This is a genomic window from Trichococcus alkaliphilus (genome assembly GCF_003008695.1).
Classification (GTDB): domain Bacteria; phylum Bacillota; class Bacilli; order Lactobacillales; family Aerococcaceae; genus Trichococcus; species Trichococcus alkaliphilus.
Genome location: NZ_PXZT01000010.1, coordinates 66919 through 86958, shown reverse-complemented (window position 1 = coordinate 86958; position 20040 = coordinate 66919). Strand labels below are relative to the sequence as shown.

Annotated in this window: 14 protein-coding genes; 2 read left to right on the top strand and 12 right to left on the bottom strand. The window is 49.4% G+C overall.

Annotated elements, in window-relative coordinates; all coding sequences use genetic code 11:
* Positions 1 to 6 precede the first annotated feature (6 nt).
* From gcvPB to gcvT, 4 genes are all read right to left on the bottom strand, one after another.
* Positions 7 to 1455 (bottom strand): aminomethyl-transferring glycine dehydrogenase subunit GcvPB, encoded by a 1449-nt coding sequence (gene gcvPB, locus C7R73_RS09335; protein WP_106450254.1) that lies wholly within the window; start codon positions 1453 to 1455, stop codon positions 7 to 9.
* Complete coding sequence (gene gcvPA, locus C7R73_RS09330; protein WP_106450253.1) at positions 1448 to 2803, bottom strand: aminomethyl-transferring glycine dehydrogenase subunit GcvPA; 1356 nt, start codon at positions 2801 to 2803, stop codon at positions 1448 to 1450. The genes gcvPB and gcvPA overlap by 8 nt, the downstream gene beginning before the upstream one ends.
* Before the next feature lies 1 nt (position 2804).
* Positions 2805 to 3200 (bottom strand): glycine cleavage system protein GcvH, encoded by a 396-nt coding sequence (gene gcvH / locus C7R73_RS09325; RefSeq protein WP_106450252.1) that lies wholly within the window; start codon positions 3198 to 3200, stop codon positions 2805 to 2807.
* 69 nt (positions 3201 to 3269) lie between these two features.
* Complete coding sequence (gene gcvT / locus C7R73_RS09320; protein WP_239992610.1) at positions 3270 to 4388, bottom strand: glycine cleavage system aminomethyltransferase GcvT; 1119 nt, start codon at positions 4386 to 4388, stop codon at positions 3270 to 3272.
* Between the two features lie 453 nt (positions 4389 to 4841).
* Between gcvT and C7R73_RS09315 the strand changes: the two genes are divergently transcribed.
* Positions 4842 to 8273 carry a pyruvate carboxylase gene (locus tag C7R73_RS09315; RefSeq protein ID WP_106450251.1) on the top strand — a complete coding sequence of 1144 codons (3432 nt, stop codon included), beginning with the start codon at positions 4842 to 4844 and terminating at the stop codon, positions 8271 to 8273.
* A 72-nt stretch (positions 8274 to 8345) separates the two neighbouring features.
* Entirely contained in the window at positions 8346 to 8783 is a 438-nt protein-coding gene (locus tag C7R73_RS09310; protein WP_106450250.1) for an acyl-CoA thioesterase, read from the top strand.
* A 196-nt stretch (positions 8784 to 8979) separates the two neighbouring features.
* Here the strand turns inward: C7R73_RS09310 and C7R73_RS09305 are convergent, their stop codons facing one another.
* The 8 genes from C7R73_RS09305 to gltB form a co-directional block, all read right to left on the bottom strand.
* Positions 8980 to 9603, bottom strand: coding sequence for an NUDIX hydrolase (locus tag C7R73_RS09305; RefSeq protein ID WP_106450249.1), 624 nt, complete (start codon positions 9601 to 9603; stop codon positions 8980 to 8982).
* 86 nt (positions 9604 to 9689) lie between these two features.
* Positions 9690 to 10097, bottom strand: a complete 408-nt coding sequence (locus C7R73_RS09300; protein ID WP_106450248.1) for a secondary thiamine-phosphate synthase enzyme YjbQ — start codon at positions 10095 to 10097, stop codon at positions 9690 to 9692.
* Between the two features lie 51 nt (positions 10098 to 10148).
* The gene (locus C7R73_RS09295) at positions 10149 to 10589 is read right to left on the bottom strand and encodes a VOC family protein (RefSeq protein ID WP_106450247.1); all 441 of its coding nucleotides are present in this window, start codon (positions 10587 to 10589) and stop codon (positions 10149 to 10151) included.
* A gap of 48 nt (positions 10590 to 10637) precedes the next feature.
* Positions 10638 to 11606: a tocopherol cyclase family protein gene (locus C7R73_RS09290; protein WP_106450246.1), complete on the bottom strand. Its 969-nt coding sequence runs from the start codon at positions 11604 to 11606 to the stop codon at positions 10638 to 10640.
* A gap of 37 nt (positions 11607 to 11643) precedes the next feature.
* The gene (locus C7R73_RS09285; RefSeq protein WP_153060384.1) at positions 11644 to 11913 is read right to left on the bottom strand and encodes a hypothetical protein; all 270 of its coding nucleotides are present in this window, start codon (positions 11911 to 11913) and stop codon (positions 11644 to 11646) included.
* Positions 11914 to 11942: 29 nt separating this feature from the next.
* Positions 11943 to 13520, bottom strand: coding sequence for a hypothetical protein (locus C7R73_RS09280; RefSeq protein WP_153060383.1), 1578 nt, complete (start codon positions 13518 to 13520; stop codon positions 11943 to 11945).
* 367 nt (positions 13521 to 13887) lie between these two features.
* On the bottom strand, positions 13888 to 15369 hold the full coding sequence (locus C7R73_RS09275) for a glutamate synthase subunit beta (protein ID WP_106450243.1): 1482 nt from the start codon (positions 15367 to 15369) through the stop codon (positions 13888 to 13890).
* A 14-nt stretch (positions 15370 to 15383) separates the two neighbouring features.
* Positions 15384 to 19961, bottom strand: coding sequence for a glutamate synthase large subunit (gene gltB / locus C7R73_RS09270; RefSeq protein ID WP_106450242.1), 4578 nt, complete (start codon positions 19959 to 19961; stop codon positions 15384 to 15386).
* Positions 19962 to 20040: the final 79 nt, after the last annotated feature.

The window sequence follows — 20040 nt, the reverse complement described above, 5'->3', positions numbered from 1 at the left end:
ATCAAATCAGTATTTCACCTTGATCACTCTTGCAGCGCGCACTTCATCCAGGCGTCTGACCGATGTATGATGCGGAGCCTGGGTGACGGTTTCCGGCGTTTCGGCAGCTTCGCGGGCGATCGCGATCAGTGCGTCCGCGAAGTCATCGAGCGTTTCTTTGCTTTCGGTTTCCGTCGGTTCGATCATCAAGGCTTCCTCGACGATCAGCGGGAAATAGACGGTCGGGGCGTAGTAGCCGTAATCCAGCAAACGTTTGGCCATATCTAATGTCCGCACGCCGCCCTTCTTCTGGCGGTTGCCGGAGAGTACGAATTCGTGTTTGCAGATGACCGGGTAAGGCGTATCGAAATCATTTTCGAGAAGCTTGCGCAGGTAATTGGCATGCAGCACGGCGCTCTCGGATACTTTGCGCAAGCCGACCGGACCCATCGTGCGGATGTAGGTGTAGGCTCTGACTAGGACGCCGAAGTTGCCATAATAGCCTTTGACCGGGCCGATTGAAGCGGGATGATTGCTGTTCAGCACATAGCCATCTTCCGTCTTTTCCACTCTCGGGATCGGCAGAAACTCCTTCAAGTAGGCTTTTACGCCTACCGGACCGGCTCCCGGGCCTCCGCCGCCATGCGGTGTGCTGAAGGTCTTGTGCAGGTTCAGGTGGACGATATCGAAGCCCATCGTGCCGGGCGTCGTTTTGCTGAGGATGGCGTTCAGGTTTGCGCCATCGTAATACAGCAAACCGCCGGCTCCATGAATGATTTCGGCGATCTGAACGATGTCGCGTTCAAAAAGACCCAGCGTATTCGGATTCGTCAACATCAGCGCGGCAGTCTGGTCATCGACTGCATTGCGCAAGGCCTCGAGATCGACCAGGCCTTCAGCTGTCGATGGGATGCTTACCACATCGAAGCCCGCGATGTGCGCACTGGATGGGTTGGTACCATGGGCGCTGTCCGGCACAAAGACTTTAGTGCGCTGCAGGTCGCCATTTTTTTCGTGGTAAGCACGCACCATCATCAATCCTGTCCATTCGCCGTGCGCTCCGGCTGCCGGTTGCAGGGAAACGCCATCCATGCCAGTGATGACCGCCAGATCTTCCTGCAGTTCATGCATCAATTGCAGCGCGCCTTGCACGGTCTCCACCGGTTGATAAGGGTGGATATTGGCGAACCCGTCCAGACGGGCGGTCACCTCATTGATTTTCGGATTGTATTTCATCGTGCAGGATCCCAGCGGATAAAAGCCGTTTTCCACGCCGAAGTTGTCCTGGGAAAGGTTGGTGTAATGGCGCATCAGCTGCAGTTCGCTGATCTCCGGCAGTTCAGCCGGCTGTTTGCGGACAAGGTGCTCCGGCAGCTTTGCTTTGAAATCCGTTTTGGGGACGTCGCTCTTCGGCAAGCTGTAGCCGACGCGACCCGGACGACTTAATTCAAAAATCACTTTTTTCGTTTTACGCATGGTTCACACCCTCCAATACCGCAATGAATCGGTCGATTTCTTCCTTTGTGCGTTTTTCGGTGGCACAAACCAACAGCTGATTCGGTTTTTTATAGGTTTCCGCCAAGCTGTAGCCGCCGATGATGCCCGCATCCAGCAAAGCCTGATTCACTTCTTCGGCCGGGAATGGCAGATCGATGACGAACTCATTGAAGAACGGCGACTGGTTCAAGATTGCGAAGCCTTTATCCTGCAAAGCTTGGGCAAAATAAGCCGCTTTGTCGACGTTCAGCTGCGCCATTTCCTGGACGCCCTGCTTCCCGAGGGCCGCCATGCAGACGGCGGAAGCCAAAGCGTTCAAGGCTTGGTTCGAACTCATGTAGGAGGTCGCTTTTTCGCGGCGGATATGCTGCTCCCTGCTTTGGAGCGTCAGGACAAAAGCGCGCTCTCCATCGGCATCCACGGTTTCCCCGACGATTCTGCCGGGAACTTTTCGGATATGCTTTTGATTCACGGAGAAGTAACCACAGTGCGGTCCGCCGAAGGACATCGGCAAACCGAAAGGCTGCGTATCGCCGACGACGATATCCGCACCCAAATTGCCGGGCGCTTCGAGGATTCCCAGCGCCAATGGATTGGCCATCACAATCAACAGTGCGCCTTTGTCTTCGGCGATTTTTTTGACGACAGCCAAATCTTCCACCGATCCGAAGAAATTCGGATACTGGACTACGATTGCAGCAGTATCCGGAGTCGTCAAGCATCTGGTGACATTGAAGTTGGTGACGTCCTTCTCCATCAACACTTCAATGACTTCCAGTCCGCGGCCTTTTGCGGCGGCGTGGATGACGGCACGGGCGTTCGGATGGACCGCCTGCGAAAGGACTATTTCATTCCGCTTCGTGACTGCCGCTGCCAAACCGACCGCTTCGCTCAAGGAAGCAAACCCATCATATAAGGAAGAGTTTGTCGCTTCCATCCCGGTCAATTTGCTGATCATCGATTGGAATTCAAAAATCGCCTGCAGCTCCCCTTGACTTGCTTCCGCCTGATAAGGAGTATAGGCCGTATAAAATTCGGAGCGCGAAATCACTGCATCGACCACGCTCGGAATATAATGATCGTAGGCGCCGGCGCCCATGAAGATCGGCATCTGCCCGGCGCTGACGTTTTTTTCGGCCAAATCTTTCATCTGCTTCAATAGTTCCGATTCGGAGATGGCAGCCGGAAGCGCCAATTCTTCCTTCAGACGGATTTCTTCAGGGATATCAGAGAACAGGTCCTCCATGCTTTCGACTCCGATGACAGCCAGCATTTCCTTTTCGTCTTCGGCTGTATCCGGTAAATAACGGAATTGCTCCTCTGTCATTTTATGCTTCCTCCTCGGCCACGAATGCTTCGTATTCGTCGTAGCTCAACAACTCGTCCAACTCGCTGGCATCGCTCAAACGCATTTCGTACATCCAACCGCCTGCAAAAGCTTCCGCATTGACGGTTTCTGGCGCATCAGCCAAAGCTTCATTTTGCTTAATCACCGTTCCGGACACAGGCGCGTAGACTTCCGAAACGGATTTTACGGATTCGACAGTGACCGCTTCGTCCCCTTTGGCCAATTCCGCATCCAGATCGGCAACATAATCGACGAACACGATGTCGCCCAGTTGTTCCGCCGCATGTTCCGTGATGCCGATGCGTACCGTATCATCCGTGATTTTTTCTACCCATTCATGCTCTTTTGTGTAATAAAAATTTTTGTGGTCTGCCATGTTGATCATCCTTCCGCGCAGTGCGCTGGTTTATTGTTTTTTTCATTAGTATGAGTGCATATTAGTTTTTTATTTAGCTCTTTTGTAGAATGGCTTGGGAATGATTGTCGCTCGGATGCGTTTGTTGCGTATTTCGATCTGGATTTCTGTGCCGATGGCGGCCGCTTCCGACTTAACCAAGGCCATTCCGATGCTTTTCTTCAGAGTTGGCGATTGCGTTCCAGAAGTGACGATCCCAATTTCTTCCCCTTCTAAGGAAAAAACTTTGTAGCCTTCGCGCGGGATCCCTCTTTCGGTTGCTTCGAAACCGATGATTTTTTCGGTTGGTCCGTTTTCGCGGATTGCCGTCGTCAAGGCAGCTTTGCCGATAAAATCGCTCGTTTTTTTCGTCTTGACCGCAAATCCCAGCCCGGCCGCCAACGGAGTGATTTCCTCGGACAATTCATGCCCGTAGAGCGGCATCCCTGCTTCCAGGCGAAGCGTGTCCCGCGAACCGAGTCCGCAAGGCAACACACCGTAGGCTTCCCCGGCTGCCAACAGTTTTTCCCATAAGGACGCGGTCTGTTCACCCGAAAGATACAGTTCAAAGCCGTCTTCGCCGGTATAGCCCGTCCTCGAAATCAGGACATGCGGAATGCCCGCAACTTCCTGGTCCGCGATGAAATGGTAATTTCCGATGGCATCCAGATCGGCATCCGTCAATTCCTTCAGGATTTTGATGGCTGCCGGTCCTTGCAGGGCAAGCAAACCGATGCTGTCGGAAATATTGTTGAGGATCGCTTCCGATCCATTGTTTTCCTGCATCCATGCATAGACTTTATCCGTGTTGGAAGCATTGCAGACCAACAGGTAGCGCTCTTCGTCCATTTTGAAAAGGATGACATCGTCCACTGCCCCGCCATCCGGATAACACATGATGTTGTATTGGGCTTGTCCGATGGTCATCACACTGACATCATTCGTCAGCAGCCCGTTCAGGTAGCTTTCCGCTTCCCTGCCGGATATTTCGATTTCCCCCATATGCGAACAATCGAACAGTCCGGCGCGTTCACGGACAGCCTCATGCTCGGCAAGGATACCGGAAAATTGGATCGGCATCTCCCAGCCCCCGAAATCAATCAGCTTCACGCCGTTCGCTTTATAATAATCAAATAATGGCGTGCGTTTGCCTATCGTTGGTTCACTCACGTACAAATCCCCCTTTTCTTTCCTGGATTCCGCATTTTTTACGACTGTTTTTCGGCTTTCCGTCACATTATCGTGTAACCGCTTCACGTCCCTTTGTTATCTATTTTAGCACATAAAACAGGCAATATACTCTCATAAAAGATCGTTCGCATTAAACGCAAATCCATTCTCACAATAGCATGGTTCATTTCGAATTACGAAAAATATGCTTACGTTATGAATATCTTTCGTTTTAAATGTTCGTATTTTGTCCAAAAACGACATTTTTCTCAATTATTAACAGATTCTTAAAAAGGTAGTTGTAAACAAGCAGAATAATGTGTAAAATGAATAATTAAAAAGATATAATTGATTTCTCTCGCCAAATTTTCATCTTTGGCGGAAATCACGAATCATTTTTAATCATTGTATAAGAAATGTTTCTGAATTTAATAAACTGGCGAGGTGGAAATATTGAAAAAAGTTTTGGTTGCAAATCGCGGCGAAATCGCGATACGTGTATTTCGTGCACTGACTGAACTGAAAATCCCTACTGTGGGCGTTTATGCGCAAGAGGATGAAGGTTCTGTGCACCGTTTTAAAGCAGATGAAGCCTATTTGGTCGGAAAAGGCAAAAAGCCTATCGACGCCTATCTGGACATCGAAGACCTGATCCGCATCGCTAAAGAATCCGGTGCAGACGGCATTCATCCTGGATATGGTTTCTTATCTGAAAATATCGACTTCGCTAGACGTTGTCAAGAAGAAGGCATCAAATTCATCGGCCCTTCTTTGGAACATCTGGACATTTTTGGCGATAAAATCAAAGCAAAAGTTGCAGCTGTGGAAGCCGGCATCCAGTCAATCCCTGGTTCAGACGGTCCAGTCGCAAACATCGACGAAGTCATTGAGTTTGCGGAAACCTACAACTACCCGATCATGATCAAAGCGGCTTTAGGCGGCGGCGGACGCGGCATGCGTATGGCCTTCAACGAACAAGAAGCCCGCGAAGGTTTCGAAAGAGCCCGCAGTGAAGCTTTGGCAGCATTCGGCAGCGATGAAATTTATGTCGAAAAATACATCCAAGATCCTAAACACATCGAAATCCAGATTTTAGGGGATGAGCATGGCAACATCGTTCACCTTTACGAGCGCGACTGCTCCGTGCAGCGCCGCCATCAAAAAGTTGTCGAAGTGGCACCATGCGTTTCCATGTCGGATCAAGTCCGCCATGAAATCTGCAACTCTGCTCTTCAATTGATGAAACACGTCGGTTATGTGAATGCCGGAACTGTTGAATTCCTTTTGGAAGGCGATCAATTCTACTTCATCGAAGTGAATCCGCGTGTCCAAGTGGAGCACACGATCACAGAATTGATTACAGGAATCGATATCGTGCAGTCACAGATCCTGATCGCACAAGGTCAAGATCTGCATAAAGAAATCGGCATCCCGCAACAGGCAAATATCCCGTTGATCGGCGCTGCTATCCAATGCCGGATCACAACGGAAGATCCGTTGAACAACTTCTTCCCTGACACCGGAAAAATCAATACTTACCGTTCTCCAGGCGGCTTCGGTATCCGATTGGATGCAGGTAACGGATTCCAAGGTACGGTCGTAACACCGTTCTTCGACTCCTTATTGGTTAAATTATGCGTGCACGCTTCGACATTCGACCAAGCCGTCCGCAAAATGGAACGTTCCCTGATCGAATTCCGTATCCGTGGCGTGAAAACGAACATTCCGTTCATGTTCAACGTCATTACGCACCCAATCTTTGTATCAGGCGATGCGAAAACGACATTCATCGATACGACGCCTGAATTGTTCGAATTCCCTAAAACGCGAGACCGTGGTAACAAAACGATGCAGTACATCGGAAACATTACCGTCAATGGCTTCCCGGGCATCCAAAAAGGCCACAAGAAATTCTATGACAAACCTAGAATCCCGACTGACATTGTCGTGCCTGAACAAAAAATCATTACAGCCAAAAACATTTTGGATGAAAAAGGCCCTGCAGCAGTCAGCCAATGGATCAAGGATCAAAACCGTGTGCTCTTGACGGATACAACTTTTCGTGACGCGCACCAAAGTTTGTTGGCTACCCGTATCCGCACAAACGAGATGCAAGCCATCGCAGCCGAAACGCAAGCAGCAATTCCGCAATTGTTCTCTTCGGAGATGTGGGGAGGAGCTACCTTCGACGTTGCCTACCGCTTCCTGAGCGAAGATCCTTGGAAACGATTGAAGAAACTGCGCTCGCAAATGCCGGATACTTTATTGCAGATGCTGTTCCGTGGATCGAATGCAGTCGGATACCAAAACTATCCTGACAACGGTTTGGAAGAGTTCATCAGACTTGCCGCTAAAAACGGGATCGACGTTTTCCGTATCTTCGACAGCTTGAACTGGACGAAACAGATGGAAAGAAGCATCCAGTACGTACGCGACAACAATAAGATCGCCGAAGCAGCAATCTGCTACACAGGCGATATCAATGATCCTTCACAAACGAAATACACGATCCAATACTACAAAGAGATGGCCAAAGAGCTTGAATCACTGGGCGCACACATCATCGCGATCAAGGATATGGCCGGCCTTTTGAAACCGCAAGCGGCTTACCGTCTGATCAGCGAATTGAAGGATACCGTCGATCTGCCGATCCATCTGCATACGCATGATACAAGCGGAAACGGCATCTACACTTACTCAGAAGCGATCAAAGCCGGGGTCGACATCGTAGACGTGGCAATGAGTGCCATGAGCGGTACGACCAGCCAACCAAGCATCAGCAGCTTGTACTATGCTTTGGAAGGTTCTGAGCACGAGCCGGACATCAACATCCATAACGTGCACAAAATCAACCGTTATTGGGAAGATATCCGTGACTACTACGAAGAATTCGAAGGCGGCATCCAAACGACTTCAACAGAAGTCTACGACCACCAAATGCCGGGCGGACAATACACGAACCTGCAACAACAGGCGAATGCTGTCGGCTTGAATGACGAGTGGGATAAAGTCAAAGAGATGTACGCTGACGTGAACAAAATGTTCGGCGACATCGTCAAAGTGACACCATCTTCAAAAGTTGTCGGCGATATGGCCCTCTTCATGGTCCAAAATAAATTGAATGAAGAAGATGTCTACGCAAAAGGCGATTCCATCGACTTCCCTGAATCCGTGATCAGCTTCTTCAAGGGCGACTTGGGTCAACCTACAGGCGGATTCCCTGAAAGATTGCAGGAAATCATCCTGAAAGGCAAACAAGCCATCACAGTAAGACCAGGCAGCTTGCGTGAGCCGATCGATTTTGTCGCTTTGAAAGCCGAGTTGGAGGAAAAAACCCAACGTCCAGCCAGCGATGAAGATGTTATCAGCTACCTGATGTACCCACAAATCTTCCTGGATTATATCGCAGTCTACGATAAGTTCGGCGATGTCACAAAACTTGACACCCCTACTTTCTTCCACGGCATGCGTATGGGCGAGCAGATTGAAGTTCAGATCGAAAAAGGGAAAACCTTGATCATCAAATTGAACTCGATCGGTGAACCTGATTCGGACGGGATGCGCATCCTTTACTTCGACCTGAATGGCCAAGGCCGTGAGATTGAAGTCAAAGACATGTCCATCACCAGCACGAAAGCGATCCGTAAAAAAGCGGAACCTACCAACAAAGAACACGTCGGCGCAACAATGCCGGGTTCTGTATTGGAAGTTCTCGTCAAACGCGGCGATCGCGTTTCTCAAGGCGATCCAGTCGTGATCACCGAAGCGATGAAGATGGAAACGATGATCCGTTCCACAATCAGCGGTGTCGTCGATCAGATCTACGTCATCGACGGCGATCAGATCGAAGCCGGAGACCTCTTGATCGAGATCGAAGCAAAATAATATGTACTAGAAGGAGCAGATTTCTGCTCCTTTTCTTATTGAAAGAATGCTGTAACAAGGAGGAACCTTTTTTTGAAAAATGAACTGAACCCCTATATCCACGTCGCCCAATATTACGAAACGGATCAGATGAAGATCATCCACCACTCCAATTACATCCGTTGGTTCGAGGAAGCCCGCGTGGACTTTCTTGACCAGATCGGCGCGAATTATGCGAAATTGGAAGAAGCCGGTATCATCAGCCCAGTCCTTTCCGTCGAAGCGCATTACAAAACGATGGTCCGCTTCGGAGACTCCGTCTATGTCCTGACCGAAATCGACTCGTACAGCGGAGTGAAATTAGTCCTGACCTACCGTGTCATCGATGTCGCAACTGGCGAGTTGCGCACGACCGGCAAAAGCAAGCATTGCTTCCTGAACGAAGAAGGCCGACCTGTTTCGTTGAAAAAAGTCCAACCGCATGTGCATACCAGCTTCGAAACCTATCGTGAGCATGTTTTCAGCGTTTGAGTGAGTGAAATAGGATCTCTGCCAAGAAAATAACCTCACCAAAGCACCAGCCTGCCCCTCAGCTTCGCAAAAGCGGCCTTTAAGGGAGAAACCTGTTGTGGATGCTGCAGAAGTACTCATCACCCGAACAGGCAATCACGGTACCTTTATCTATCGAAAAAAAGCATGAGCCCTCGAATGAATGGGCTCATGCTTTTTATTCTGCAGTCTTATTTTCATTTTGCTCCAGTATGCTCACGAAGCGGTCCGTCAGGTTCGCGGTGAATCCCCAGAGCCGATAGGTTTCCAGATGGTAGAACGGCACAGAATGGACGCCGATCCTGAATTTGTAGTCCCTGCCGTTCGGAATCAGTTCGAACGGGAAATCATCCGGGTGTTCAAGCCGGACCGTCGAAGAGTAGTAGGTCGGCCGGTTTTCCATGAAATACTGTAGCGGCACGGTGAAAATTTCCTGCACTTCCTTATTGAAGCGGATATCATTCTTTTCTACGCCGACGATTTCCCCGACGTAGCAATGGATGATCGCGCGCTCATTCATGATATAGTCCATTTCTCCCAAAATATTGATGTTGTCCCTTTTTATGTTCAGCTCTTCCATTGTTTCCCGGATTGCCGTCTCTTCAAAGCTCTCCCCTGGCTCCACTGCGCCGCCCGGGAATGAGGTATCCCCAGGTTGGGAGATATGCTCGCCCCGCACTTCATAAAGCACATGAAGCGCCCCATCCACCCTGATTAAAGGGAGCAGGACGGAGAAGTAGCGCTGTTCCCCGATCGGCTCGGGTTCGTGTTCCGCCAATATTTTTTTGATATCCTCCAGCATTATGCCATCACCTACCGCTAGTTTTTCTTACATTATACATGATATTATCTCGAATTCGAAACAATTTGCTCAAATCCTTTTCAAATCTATCCGGCGATGATCTTCACGTGGAATTTGCGGTTGCGCGGGCCATCGTAATCCCAGAAATAGATGCTTTGCCAAGTACCCAACAGCATCCGTCCTTCCGCCACGATGATTGTTTCGCTGACACCGGTCAAGGATGACTTGATGTGGGCATCGGAATTGCCTTCGACATGGTGATAGCTGCCTTTGTTCGGAAACGTATCCGTATAACCCCAATTCATGTCTTTCTGCACATCCGGGTCGGCGTTTTCATTAATCGTGATGGCGGCTGTCGTATGCGGACAGAAGACGACCATGATGCCGTCCTTCACGCCGCTTTTCGCCAGAGCGTCCTCGAGATAGACATCAATGTTCGTCAGCGACTGTTTGCCGCTCGTTTGGATGCGGTATGTAAACAGATTTTGGCTCAATTGCTTCCCCTCCATTCTGCAACATCAGACAGTTTCCTGAAAAGCAGAAGTTCAAACTGCGTCCACGGAAATCTGCCACTCGATGCCGTAGCGGTCTGTCAGGCTGCCGTACAGCGGGCTCCAGAAAGTCTGTTGGAGTTCCATGCCGATGGAGCCGCCATCAGCCAAGCGGTTGAATACAACCCGGGCTTCCTCCACATCATCGTATGTCAGCGTCAAGGAGATATGGTTTCCGATTTGGAATCCTCTTCCCGGGAAAACATCGGAAACCATCAGCATAGCGCCGTTCTTCAGTTTGATCTGCGCATTCATGATCAGATCCTCCACACCCGGCGGCAAGGAGAATTCCTCAGACTCAATTGAATCGTCCTTCGGAGCCTCCCCGAATGTTGTGATGCCAAGCAGCTCGCCATCAAGTGCCTCAACATAATAATGCGTTGCCTCTTTGGCGTTGCCGTCGAAATTCAGATAAGGAAATAAGCTTGTCAACATATGGATTCCTTCTTTCAATTTTTATTATTTTTATTACTTTTCAAACAACTAGCGCACGACTTCGATGCCGGCAACATTCCCGACATCGTGATAAATTTTCCCGGTCTTCTTGTCGGTGAAGTCGACTGTGATGATGCCGGAAAGCCCTTCTTTGACGATTTTATTCATCCCCTGTTCGGTCGGCGCCACCAAGGCAGCCCCGTGGAGCACTTCCGCACAGATGGTAAGGGAGGCGGAGGCATGGGACACTTCGATTTCGATCCGGTCATCGGTCAACAGGCCCAACGTGAATTTGCTGCGGTTATAGGTCGCAAAACGGTACTCCTCTCCATCCACGATAAAATTGCAGATGAAGCCTTCGAACGAGGACCCCCGGAAAGGGATTTTCGCCACCGAGAAGAAGAGGCTGGTCCTATCCTCCCGAAAATGGTTGCATTGGATCCAGACATACTCCTGCGGAAAAGACGTTCCCCAGTCCTTTTCGAGGTAGCCTTTGCCGCCCGTAAAATCACGGGTTTTGTTCCCGATTGCCACCGTTCCGTCGATGGCATGAGTCATGCTGATGACGCCGTGGTAGCATTCCATGTTGGGGATGTAGGCAAAAAAACCCATGATGGATGGCGACACCGGTGTGCGTTTGACCGCTTGGAATGGCCCTAGTTTCAGGATGCCTTCTATCCGGAAATCATCCTCTTCGAGATGCACACTGACGAGCGTTTCCGAAAAAACGCTGTTGCCGACTTTCAGCACAAAAGGAGTTTGGTTATATCGAAAGGCAGACAATGGATAACGGATGTAGCCGGTCCGCAGCTCTTTTTCGAGCGCTTCTCCGACATGGACATAGGAATACTGGATAAAACAGTGCGGGTCTTCCTCGGTGATCGAAATGCCGGGAATCAGACTAAGGACGGTCTTTTCATCTGCTGAAACACTCTTGAAATACCACCCTTCAAAATAGGGACCTTTCTTTTTCAGGTCGCCTTGAAACAGGATCGGATGGGTTACTTTATTTGCCATGGCGCAGCGCTTCCTTTCGCATGCATTCTTATCTTTACTATGCAACAACATCCCTTGTTCCGTCAATTTTTTGCATTTGCAGGAAAGTCATTTTTTCGTTTTTTGTTTTATCCGGTTTTTTAGCCAATGGTTGTTTTTTGAATGTCAGCTCCGATGAGAGTTCCCTCATCGGAGGAGAGCTGCGTTGCGGAAGACCGAACTCCGGCGAAGCCGCCGTGGTCGGAGGTGATGATCTTTTTTGGATCTTTTCCTCCGGCGAATCAACAGCACCAACATTAGTGCACAACAAAAAAGAGCCCACCTTCAAATGAGGCAGACTCTTCTTCCAAATTATTCTTACTGTTTGATGATGGATACGACGCGAGCGCCGTCCACTTCTATCGTCACACTGTCGCCGGCTTTGATGAACGGCAATTGCTTATCGATGGACACTTTAGCGATATAGATGGTTTCTGCATCGCCTTCCAACATGAAGTAATAAGTCGTTTCGCCGTCGATGACGACTGATTCCAAAGCAGTGATGGCACCGCTGAGTGTTTCGGTCTCGACGACCTCTGCCTCCTCGTCGGTCGTTGTGGAAACGACGCCGCCAGTATAAGCGTTCCAGGCAGCAGCCAAGGAATTACCGGTCCCGACTTTCTGATAGTTCGTCGCATTCACAAAGGCGTACATTTTGATCAAACCAGCATCATCCTTCAAGGACAATTGATAGACCGGCTTGTTTTCCATATTGAACAAAAGCGGGAATGTGCTGATGTAGCCTTTTTCCTGCACCGATCCCTGGGCGCTCTCCATGGCACTCCATTCGGTCGCTGTGCTGATGTTGTAGCGTTTCGATTCCTTGGTCCTGGAATTGACCAGCACAAAACCGATATTCGATTCATCTGCCGCGACGGAAGTCAAACCGGTATACAGATACAGATCGTCATTCAGCACGATGTAGTTGTAGCCCTCCGCATTTTGAATGACACCCTTCTTGCTGATGACGCTGTTCAGGTATCCGCCTTGGTATTGTCCGTTGTAATTGATCTGCGTCATCACCATGTTCGCAGGGAACACGCGATCGACCCAATCAGGCACATCGGCAACGCTATAGCGCGTGATGTCACCGGTGGAAGCATCCACGACGAAAACGCCGACGACTTCCTTAGGACCCATGAAGCTGAATTTCTTTTCAACGATAGGCGCGATGTAATACGGATTGCCTTCTTCGTCCAATTCAAAGACCGGATTTTCGAACATCACAGTCGGATAGTTGAAAAAGATATGCCGCGTGATATCATCACCGAAATAGCCGGAATGTGAATAGCGGATGTTCTTCTCCAGATTCACCAATTCAGAATCACCCGTCACCATATCGACGGTCACATAATGCGGAATCCCATCGGCGCGGTTGTTCAACCAGCGGAAAAAGCTGACGTATTCCAATGGTGAAACGCGGACCGAATCGCCTTTATAAGCGATCTGCGTGTATTCCGTGCTGACGTCGAATTGCGAAACCAAATTGAGGACTTCGCCAAGCTTACGGCTTCCCAGACGCTCCGCCATATCGCGGTCGATCGTCGGTATCTGCGAAGGGTCCGTGATGGTCAGGTCCTCCTCAAAATTGCCTTCCGTATGCGTAATCAGGCTGGCGTAATCTTTGGCCCTGAAAATTTGGGAGCCAAAGAGCATTCCTCCGATGATGAAGACAATACTGACTCCGATGATGGCTCCAGTAACTTTGTTGACTTTATCGGCTTTCGACCGATCCAAGATGTTCATCAATGCTGCACTTGCGACCAAATACAAAAACATATTCGTCCAAAACTCCGGTGACTGGATCGACACTGGGGTCAACGCCGAATACCAATACCCTAAAAGAACGACTGCTGGTAGGCCATAGGCAATCGCCACACTTTTCCAATTTTTCACAACTCTGCACCCTTTCTTTTCCTTCGAATCATCCTTTTTAAACCACTTAAGGATTTGTTGCTAGTATTATACCATTTTTTTGAGCTATATTTCGAATTTCAATAAATGCAGAAATGTGGGTTCACCGGAGGATAGCACTCCCGGATCGTCGTGTGCTCCGGCCAGGCGGAGGCCGCCGGAGTTGGCGTACATTTTCGACCTCCTCCTCCGGCCACCGCGGCTTCACCGGAGTTCACACTATGAGCTGATTCCCTCCTCCGGCCAGACGCGCCCTCGCCGGATCTGGCGATCCCAACCCCAGCGGCACCAAAAAACCACAAAAAACCCGAAGCAGCGAATTCACGCTGCTCCGGGTTTTTTCAATTGATTAGTAGATGTCCGTATCGCCTGACAAGAAACGGTCCACTTCGCCTGCGGCTAGTTTTCCTTCTTGCAAAGCCCACACGACCAAGCTTTGTCCACGGCGCATATCGCCGCAGGTAAAGACTTTTTCCACGTTTGTTTTGTAGTCGGTCTCTGTTGCTTGGATATTGCTGCGCAGATCGCGTTTCAAAGCTAATTCATCCGGAATTGTATCTTCAGGACCGGTGAAGCCCATAGCCAGCAAGACTAAGTCCGCTTTCCAGACTTTTTCGGATCCTTCAACGGGTACTGGATTCATTCTGCCTAACGCATCACGTTTCCATTCGATCTGAACAGTATGGACAGCCGTAACTTCGCCTGCCTCATTCTTTTCGATTTTAGTCGTATTGATTTCATAGCTGCGCGGATCAGAGCCGGTCAAGTAGATCGCTTCTTCTTGGCCGTAGTCCGTTTTCAGCTTTTTAGGCCATTCTGGCCACGGATTCGTGTCTGCATCACGTTTGTCCGGAGCTTTCGGCATGATCTCGAATTGATGAACGCTCTTCGCGCCATGACGGATGGATGTACCGACACAGTCGGTACCGGTATCCCCGCCACCGATTACGATGACGTGTTTGTCTTTGGCAGTGATTTTACTTTCCTGCGGTTCGCCCGCAAGGATATTTTGTGTGTTTGCAGTCAGGAAGTCCATGGCCATGTGCACGCCTTTTGCATCGTTGCCTTCAACATTGATCCCACGGGCGCGGGTTGCGCCGCCGCACAGGACGACTGCATCATACGTATCAACCAATTCCTGGGCAGTGATGTCTTTGCCGATTTCGGTGTTGCAGACAAAGGCCACGCCGGCTTCTTCCAGGATATCCAGTCTTCTTTGGATGATATCCTTGTCCAATTTCATGTTCGGGATACCGTACATCAACAAACCACCCGGACGGTCGCTTCTTTCGAAGACAGTGACCGCATGGCCGACTGAAGTCAAGTAGTGCGCAGTCGCTAGGCCGGCAGGACCGGAGCCAACAACTGCAACGCGTTTGCCGGTTGCCGGAGCTTTAGCCGGTTTTACCCAACCATTCTGGAAAGCGTGTTCGATGATTTCGTATTCGATGCTGCTGATCGTAACGGGTTCACCGATAAGTCCGACTGTACAAGATCCTTCACAAGGAGCAGGACAGACACGACCCGTGAATTCCGGAAACGGATTGGTCAAGGCTAGACGTTCGTATGCTTCTTGCCATTGGCCACGATACACCATGTCATTCCATTCGGGGATGAGATTGTGCAGTGGGCAACCGGACGCTCCGTTCGGCAGCATGATGCCTGCTGAACAGAACGGAATGCCACAGCTCATACAACGGGCCGCTTGGGTCCGGATTTTTTCTTCTGATGTTTCTTCACGCATTTCGCCCCAATTTTTGATGCGGACTTCCGGAGAAATCTTTTCATAATTGGAACGGCTATATTCCTTAAATCCAGTAACTTTTCCCATCTTATCCCTCCTCCTTAGTTTGTCACAACTGGTTTGTAGCGCTCATCAAAGGCATAACGCATTGCGTCTTGACCGGTGATGCCCATCTGGTTCGCTATTTCGATGTTTTCCAGGATGAACTTGTAGTCGTTGGAGATGACCTTAGTGAAGCGGGATTTCATTTGATCCCAATTAGCCAAGATATTTTGCGCTTTTGGACTTCCCGTAAAGATCATATGCTCCTGCAGCATGCGTTTGATTGTGTCATGCTCTGTACCGTTCAAATCTGTCGTTGCGCTGACCATTTCCATGTTCAGGTTGTTTTCGTCGAAATCAAGGATATAAGCTACCCCGCCCGACATCCCGGCAGCGAAGTTACGACCGGTTTTTCCGATGATCAGAACCGTTCCGCCAGTCATGTACTCACAACCGTGGTCGCCGATTCCTTCAACAACAGTATCCACGCCACTGTTACGGACGCAGAAACGTTCTCCGGCGATTCCGTTGATGTATGCTTTACCACTGGTTGCGCCATAGAAAGCGACGTTACCTGTGATGATGTTTTCTTCAGGTGCGAATGTAGCCTCATTCGGTACGCGTACGATGATTTTACCACCGGACAAGCCTTTACCGATGTAGTCATTCGAATCGCCTTCCAGCGTCAATGTCATGCCTTTAGGAATGAATGCGCCGAAACTTTGTCCTGCCGAGCCCACGAACGTCAATTGGATTGTATCTTCCGGCAAGCCTTCAGCACCATATTTTTTCGATATTTCGCTGCCGATGATGGTTCCGACAACGCGGTCGATGTTTTGGATAGCGGATTTCGCTACGATGCGTTTCTTGGAGTCGATTGCCGGTTTCACGATTCTCAACAGACGACGCATATCCAATGTTTTCTCTAACTCATGGTCTTGCTCAGTCATGTTGTATCTGCCGACATTCGGTGCTGCATATGGTTGGTACAACACGCTTGACAGATCGACTGTCTTCGCTTTCCAATGCTTCACATTTTCTTTCATCTTCAGCTTGTCGCTGCGTCCGACCATTTCATTGATCGTGCGGAAGCCTAATTTCGCCATGATTTCACGCAATTCTTCGGCAACGAACATCATGAAGTTCACGACGTATTCTGGTTTGCCTTGGAAGTTCTTGCGCAACGTTTCATCTTGCGTAGCGATACCCACTGGACATGTGTTCAGGTGGCAGACACGCATCATGATGCAGCCGATAGCCACTAGCGGTGTTGTCGCAAAGCCGAATTCTTCGGCACCCAACATGCAGGCGATCGCAACATCGCGACCGGTCAATAATTTACCATCGGTCTCAACGCGGACACGGTCACGCAATTTGTTCAAAACTAATGTTTGGTGCGCTTCAGCCAAGCCCAGTTCCCACGGCAAGCCGGTATTACGGATGCTGGTTCTTGGTGCTGCACCTGTACCGCCGTCATAACCGCTGATCAGGATCGTATCGGCATTTGCTTTCGCAACACCGGCAGCAATCGTACCAACGCCGGCTTCAGAAACCAACTTCACGTTGATGCGCGCATGGCGGTTGGCATTCTTCAAGTCGAAGATCAATTCTTTCAAATCTTCGATGGAGTAGATGTCATGATGCGGAGGCGGTGAAATCAAGCCTACACCCGCGATGGAGCCACGTGTTTTGGCGATTTCAGGATACACTTTCTGTCCTGGCAATTGTCCGCCTTCACCCGGTTTTGCACCTTGGGCCATCTTGATCTGGATTTCCTTCGCGTTCACCAAGTAGTGGCTGGTAACGCCGAAACGTCCGGAAGCGACTTGCTTGATGGCACTGTTGCGGGAATCTCCGTTTTCATCCAATTCGAAACGGCGCGGATCTTCTCCACCCTCACCCGAATTGCTCATCCCGCCGAGACGGTTCATAGCGATCGCTAAGGTTTGGTGCGCTTCGATACTGATCGAACCGTAAGACATCGCACCGGTCTTGAAGCGTTTCACGATGCTTTCAGCCGATTCGACTTCTTCGATCGGAATTGCGTCTTGTGCGTTTGGCTTGAATTGCATAAGTTGACGCAGCGTGTACGCCTTCGTTTCAGCATTGATTTCGCGGGAGAACTCTTTGTATTGCTCATAGTCCCCTTGGCGAGTCGCTTGCTGCAGACGGTAGATCGTGCTCGGATTGTACAAGTGTTCTTCACCCATGGCCGAGTATTGGAAATGACCGCCCACTCCCAGCGTATCGCTGTAAGGCGCTGTAGCTTTATAGGCACTGTCATGACGCATTCTGTTTTCTGTCGCAATTTCCTGCAGACCGATACCTTCGATACGGGTAGGCGTACCTGTGAAGTATTTAGCGACAACTTCGCTGTTGACTCCCAGTGCTTCAAAAATTTGTGCACCATGATAACTGCGCATTGTTGAGATACCCATCTTAGTCAATACTTTGGACATACCATGGACAGCTGCGTGGATGTAGTTCGCTTCCGCTGCCTCAGCATCCAGTCCGTCCAACAAGCCTTCTTCAGCAAGTTCGCGGATGGTCGCATAAGTCAAGTATGGATTGACCGCGTTACAGCCGTATCCGACTAATGTACAGTAATGATGCACTTCTCTTGGTTCACCGGATTCCAGCACAAGGCCGACGCTCGTGCGTGTTTCTTCGCGGATCAAGTGATGATGCAGACCGGAAACAGCCAATAAAGCCGGAATGGCTGCCCATTCAGCGTTCACACCACGGTCGGAAAGGACCAAAATGTTGGCGCCTGAAGCAATGGCTTTGTCCGCTGCACTGAAAAGTCGTTCCAAAGCTTTTTCCATCCCTTTCGCATCTTCTTCGACGCGATAAAGAAGGGAAAGAGTGGCTGTTTTGAATTTGTCGTCCTGCAATGCTTTGATTTTCGCTAATTCAGAATCCGTCAAAATTGGGCTATCCAAGTAGATGGCATGCGTATCAGCCTTATCCGGATCTAGCAGGTTACCGCAATTTCCGACAAGCATTGTATCGGAAGTAACGATTTCCTCACGGATCCCATCAATCGGAGGGTTCGTAACTTGCGCAAATAATTGTTTGAAGTACAGATAAAGCATCTGTGGTTTGTCTGATAGGACTGCCAACGGAGAATCGATCCCCATTGCTCCGACTGAATCGCCACCTGTAACGGCCATCGGTTTGATCAGTAACTGGATGTCCTCGAACGTATAACCGAAAGCTTTCTGTTGGTGCAACAATTCTTCAGGCTCAACCGTTTCGGTCAATGGAGCAGGCGCAATGTCCTTCATTTTGGACAGATGCTTCTCAGCCCATTCTCCGTAAGGTTGTTTAGCAGCTACAGTTTCTTTGATTTCTTCATCCGAGATGATACGTTTTTGCTTCGTATCGATCAACAGCATCTTGCCTGGCTCCAGACGGCCTTTATAGGCTACATCTTCCGGACGTACATCTACGACACCTACTTCGGATGAAAGGATTACGCGATCATCTTTCGTCACATAGTAACGGGACGGACGCAAACCATTTCTGTCCAACACCGCTCCGACGATTTCGCCATCCGTGAAGCCCATTGCTGCAGGGCCATCCCATGGTTCCATCAGGAAGTTGTTGAAGTTATAGAAATCTTTTTTGGATTTCGACATCGTTTTGTTCTTTTCCCAAGGCTCAGGAACCATCATCATGACAGCTTCCGGCAATGAGCGGCCGTTCAGATACAAGAATTCCAGATTGTTGTCGAATTGGGAAGAGTCGCTCCCTGTTTCGTCGACGATCGGATAGATTTTTTCACTAGCATCCAACAAATCTTGGGACATGCTGCCTTGACGGGCGCGCATCCAATTGATGTTCCCGCGGATTGTGTTGATTTCGCCATTGTGGATCAAGTAACGGTTTGGATGGGCTCTTTCCCAACTTGGGAAAGTATTCGTACTGAAACGGGAATGGACCATCGCCAAAGCGGATGTGAAATCCAAATCCGTCAAATCAAGATAGAAGCTGCGCAATTGTTCTGCAGTCAGCATCCCTTTGTAGACGATTGTTTTCGAAGAGAAACTGGCAAAATAGAACGAGCCGCCTCTTTTTTCGCTCATCGGTACGATTAGTTTTTCGGATAATTTACGGATGACGAACAATTTGCGTTCGAAATCCATTTCAGTCATCTCAGGATTTCCTTTACCGACAAAGACTTGGATAAAACGCGGAATGGCTGCTTTTGCAGTCACACCGATTTCAGAGCTGTCGATTGGAACCTCACGCCAACCCAATACTTTTTGACCTTCGGAAGTGACAATCTCTTCCACCATTCTCATTTGTTCGTGACGTAGATCGTCATATTTATGGGCAAAGAGCATCCCTACTCCATAATCACCTTTTTTAGGCAAATGGATTCCCAGGACGTCGCACTCCCTGCTGAAAAAATGATGAGGAATCTGCACCATGATACCTGCTCCGTCACCTGTTTTGGCATCAGCGCCGGAAGCACCCCTATGCTCCATGTTTTCCAATAAATCCAACGCATCAGAGACTAATTTATAAGAGCCATTACCATTGATATCAACGACAAATCCCATACCGCATGCATCATGCTCGTAGGCGGGATCATACATTCCTTGTTTTTTTGGAGGAGTGTAACTATTCATTTCGGCGTCCCTACTTTCTATTATGTTATTCTGATATTATAATCAAACTCTAATTTAAATACAATCCATTTTCATTCAT

Bases quoted from the DNA above. Each gene is read 5' to 3' on its own strand.
- C7R73_RS09305 (WP_106450249.1), bottom strand. From the start codon at position 9,603: ATGCTGGAGGATATCAAAAAAATATTGGCGGAACACGAACCCGAGCCG.
- gcvH (WP_106450252.1), bottom strand. From the start codon at position 3,200: ATGGCAGACCACAAAAATTTTTATTACACAAAAGAGCATGAATGGGTA.
- C7R73_RS09295 (WP_106450247.1), bottom strand. From the start codon at position 10,589: ATGTTGACAAGCTTATTTCCTTATCTGAATTTCGACGGCAACGCCAAA.
- gcvPB (WP_106450254.1), bottom strand. From the start codon at position 1,455: ATGCGTAAAACGAAAAAAGTGATTTTTGAATTAAGTCGTCCGGGTCGC.
- C7R73_RS09275 (WP_106450243.1), bottom strand. From the start codon at position 15,369: ATGGGAAAAGTTACTGGATTTAAGGAATATAGCCGTTCCAATTATGAA.
- gcvPA (WP_106450253.1), bottom strand. From the start codon at position 2,803: ATGACAGAGGAGCAATTCCGTTATTTACCGGATACAGCCGAAGACGAA.
- gltB (WP_106450242.1), bottom strand. From the start codon at position 19,961: ATGAATAGTTACACTCCTCCAAAAAAACAAGGAATGTATGATCCCGCC.
- C7R73_RS09290 (WP_106450246.1), bottom strand. From the start codon at position 11,606: ATGGCAAATAAAGTAACCCATCCGATCCTGTTTCAAGGCGACCTGAAA.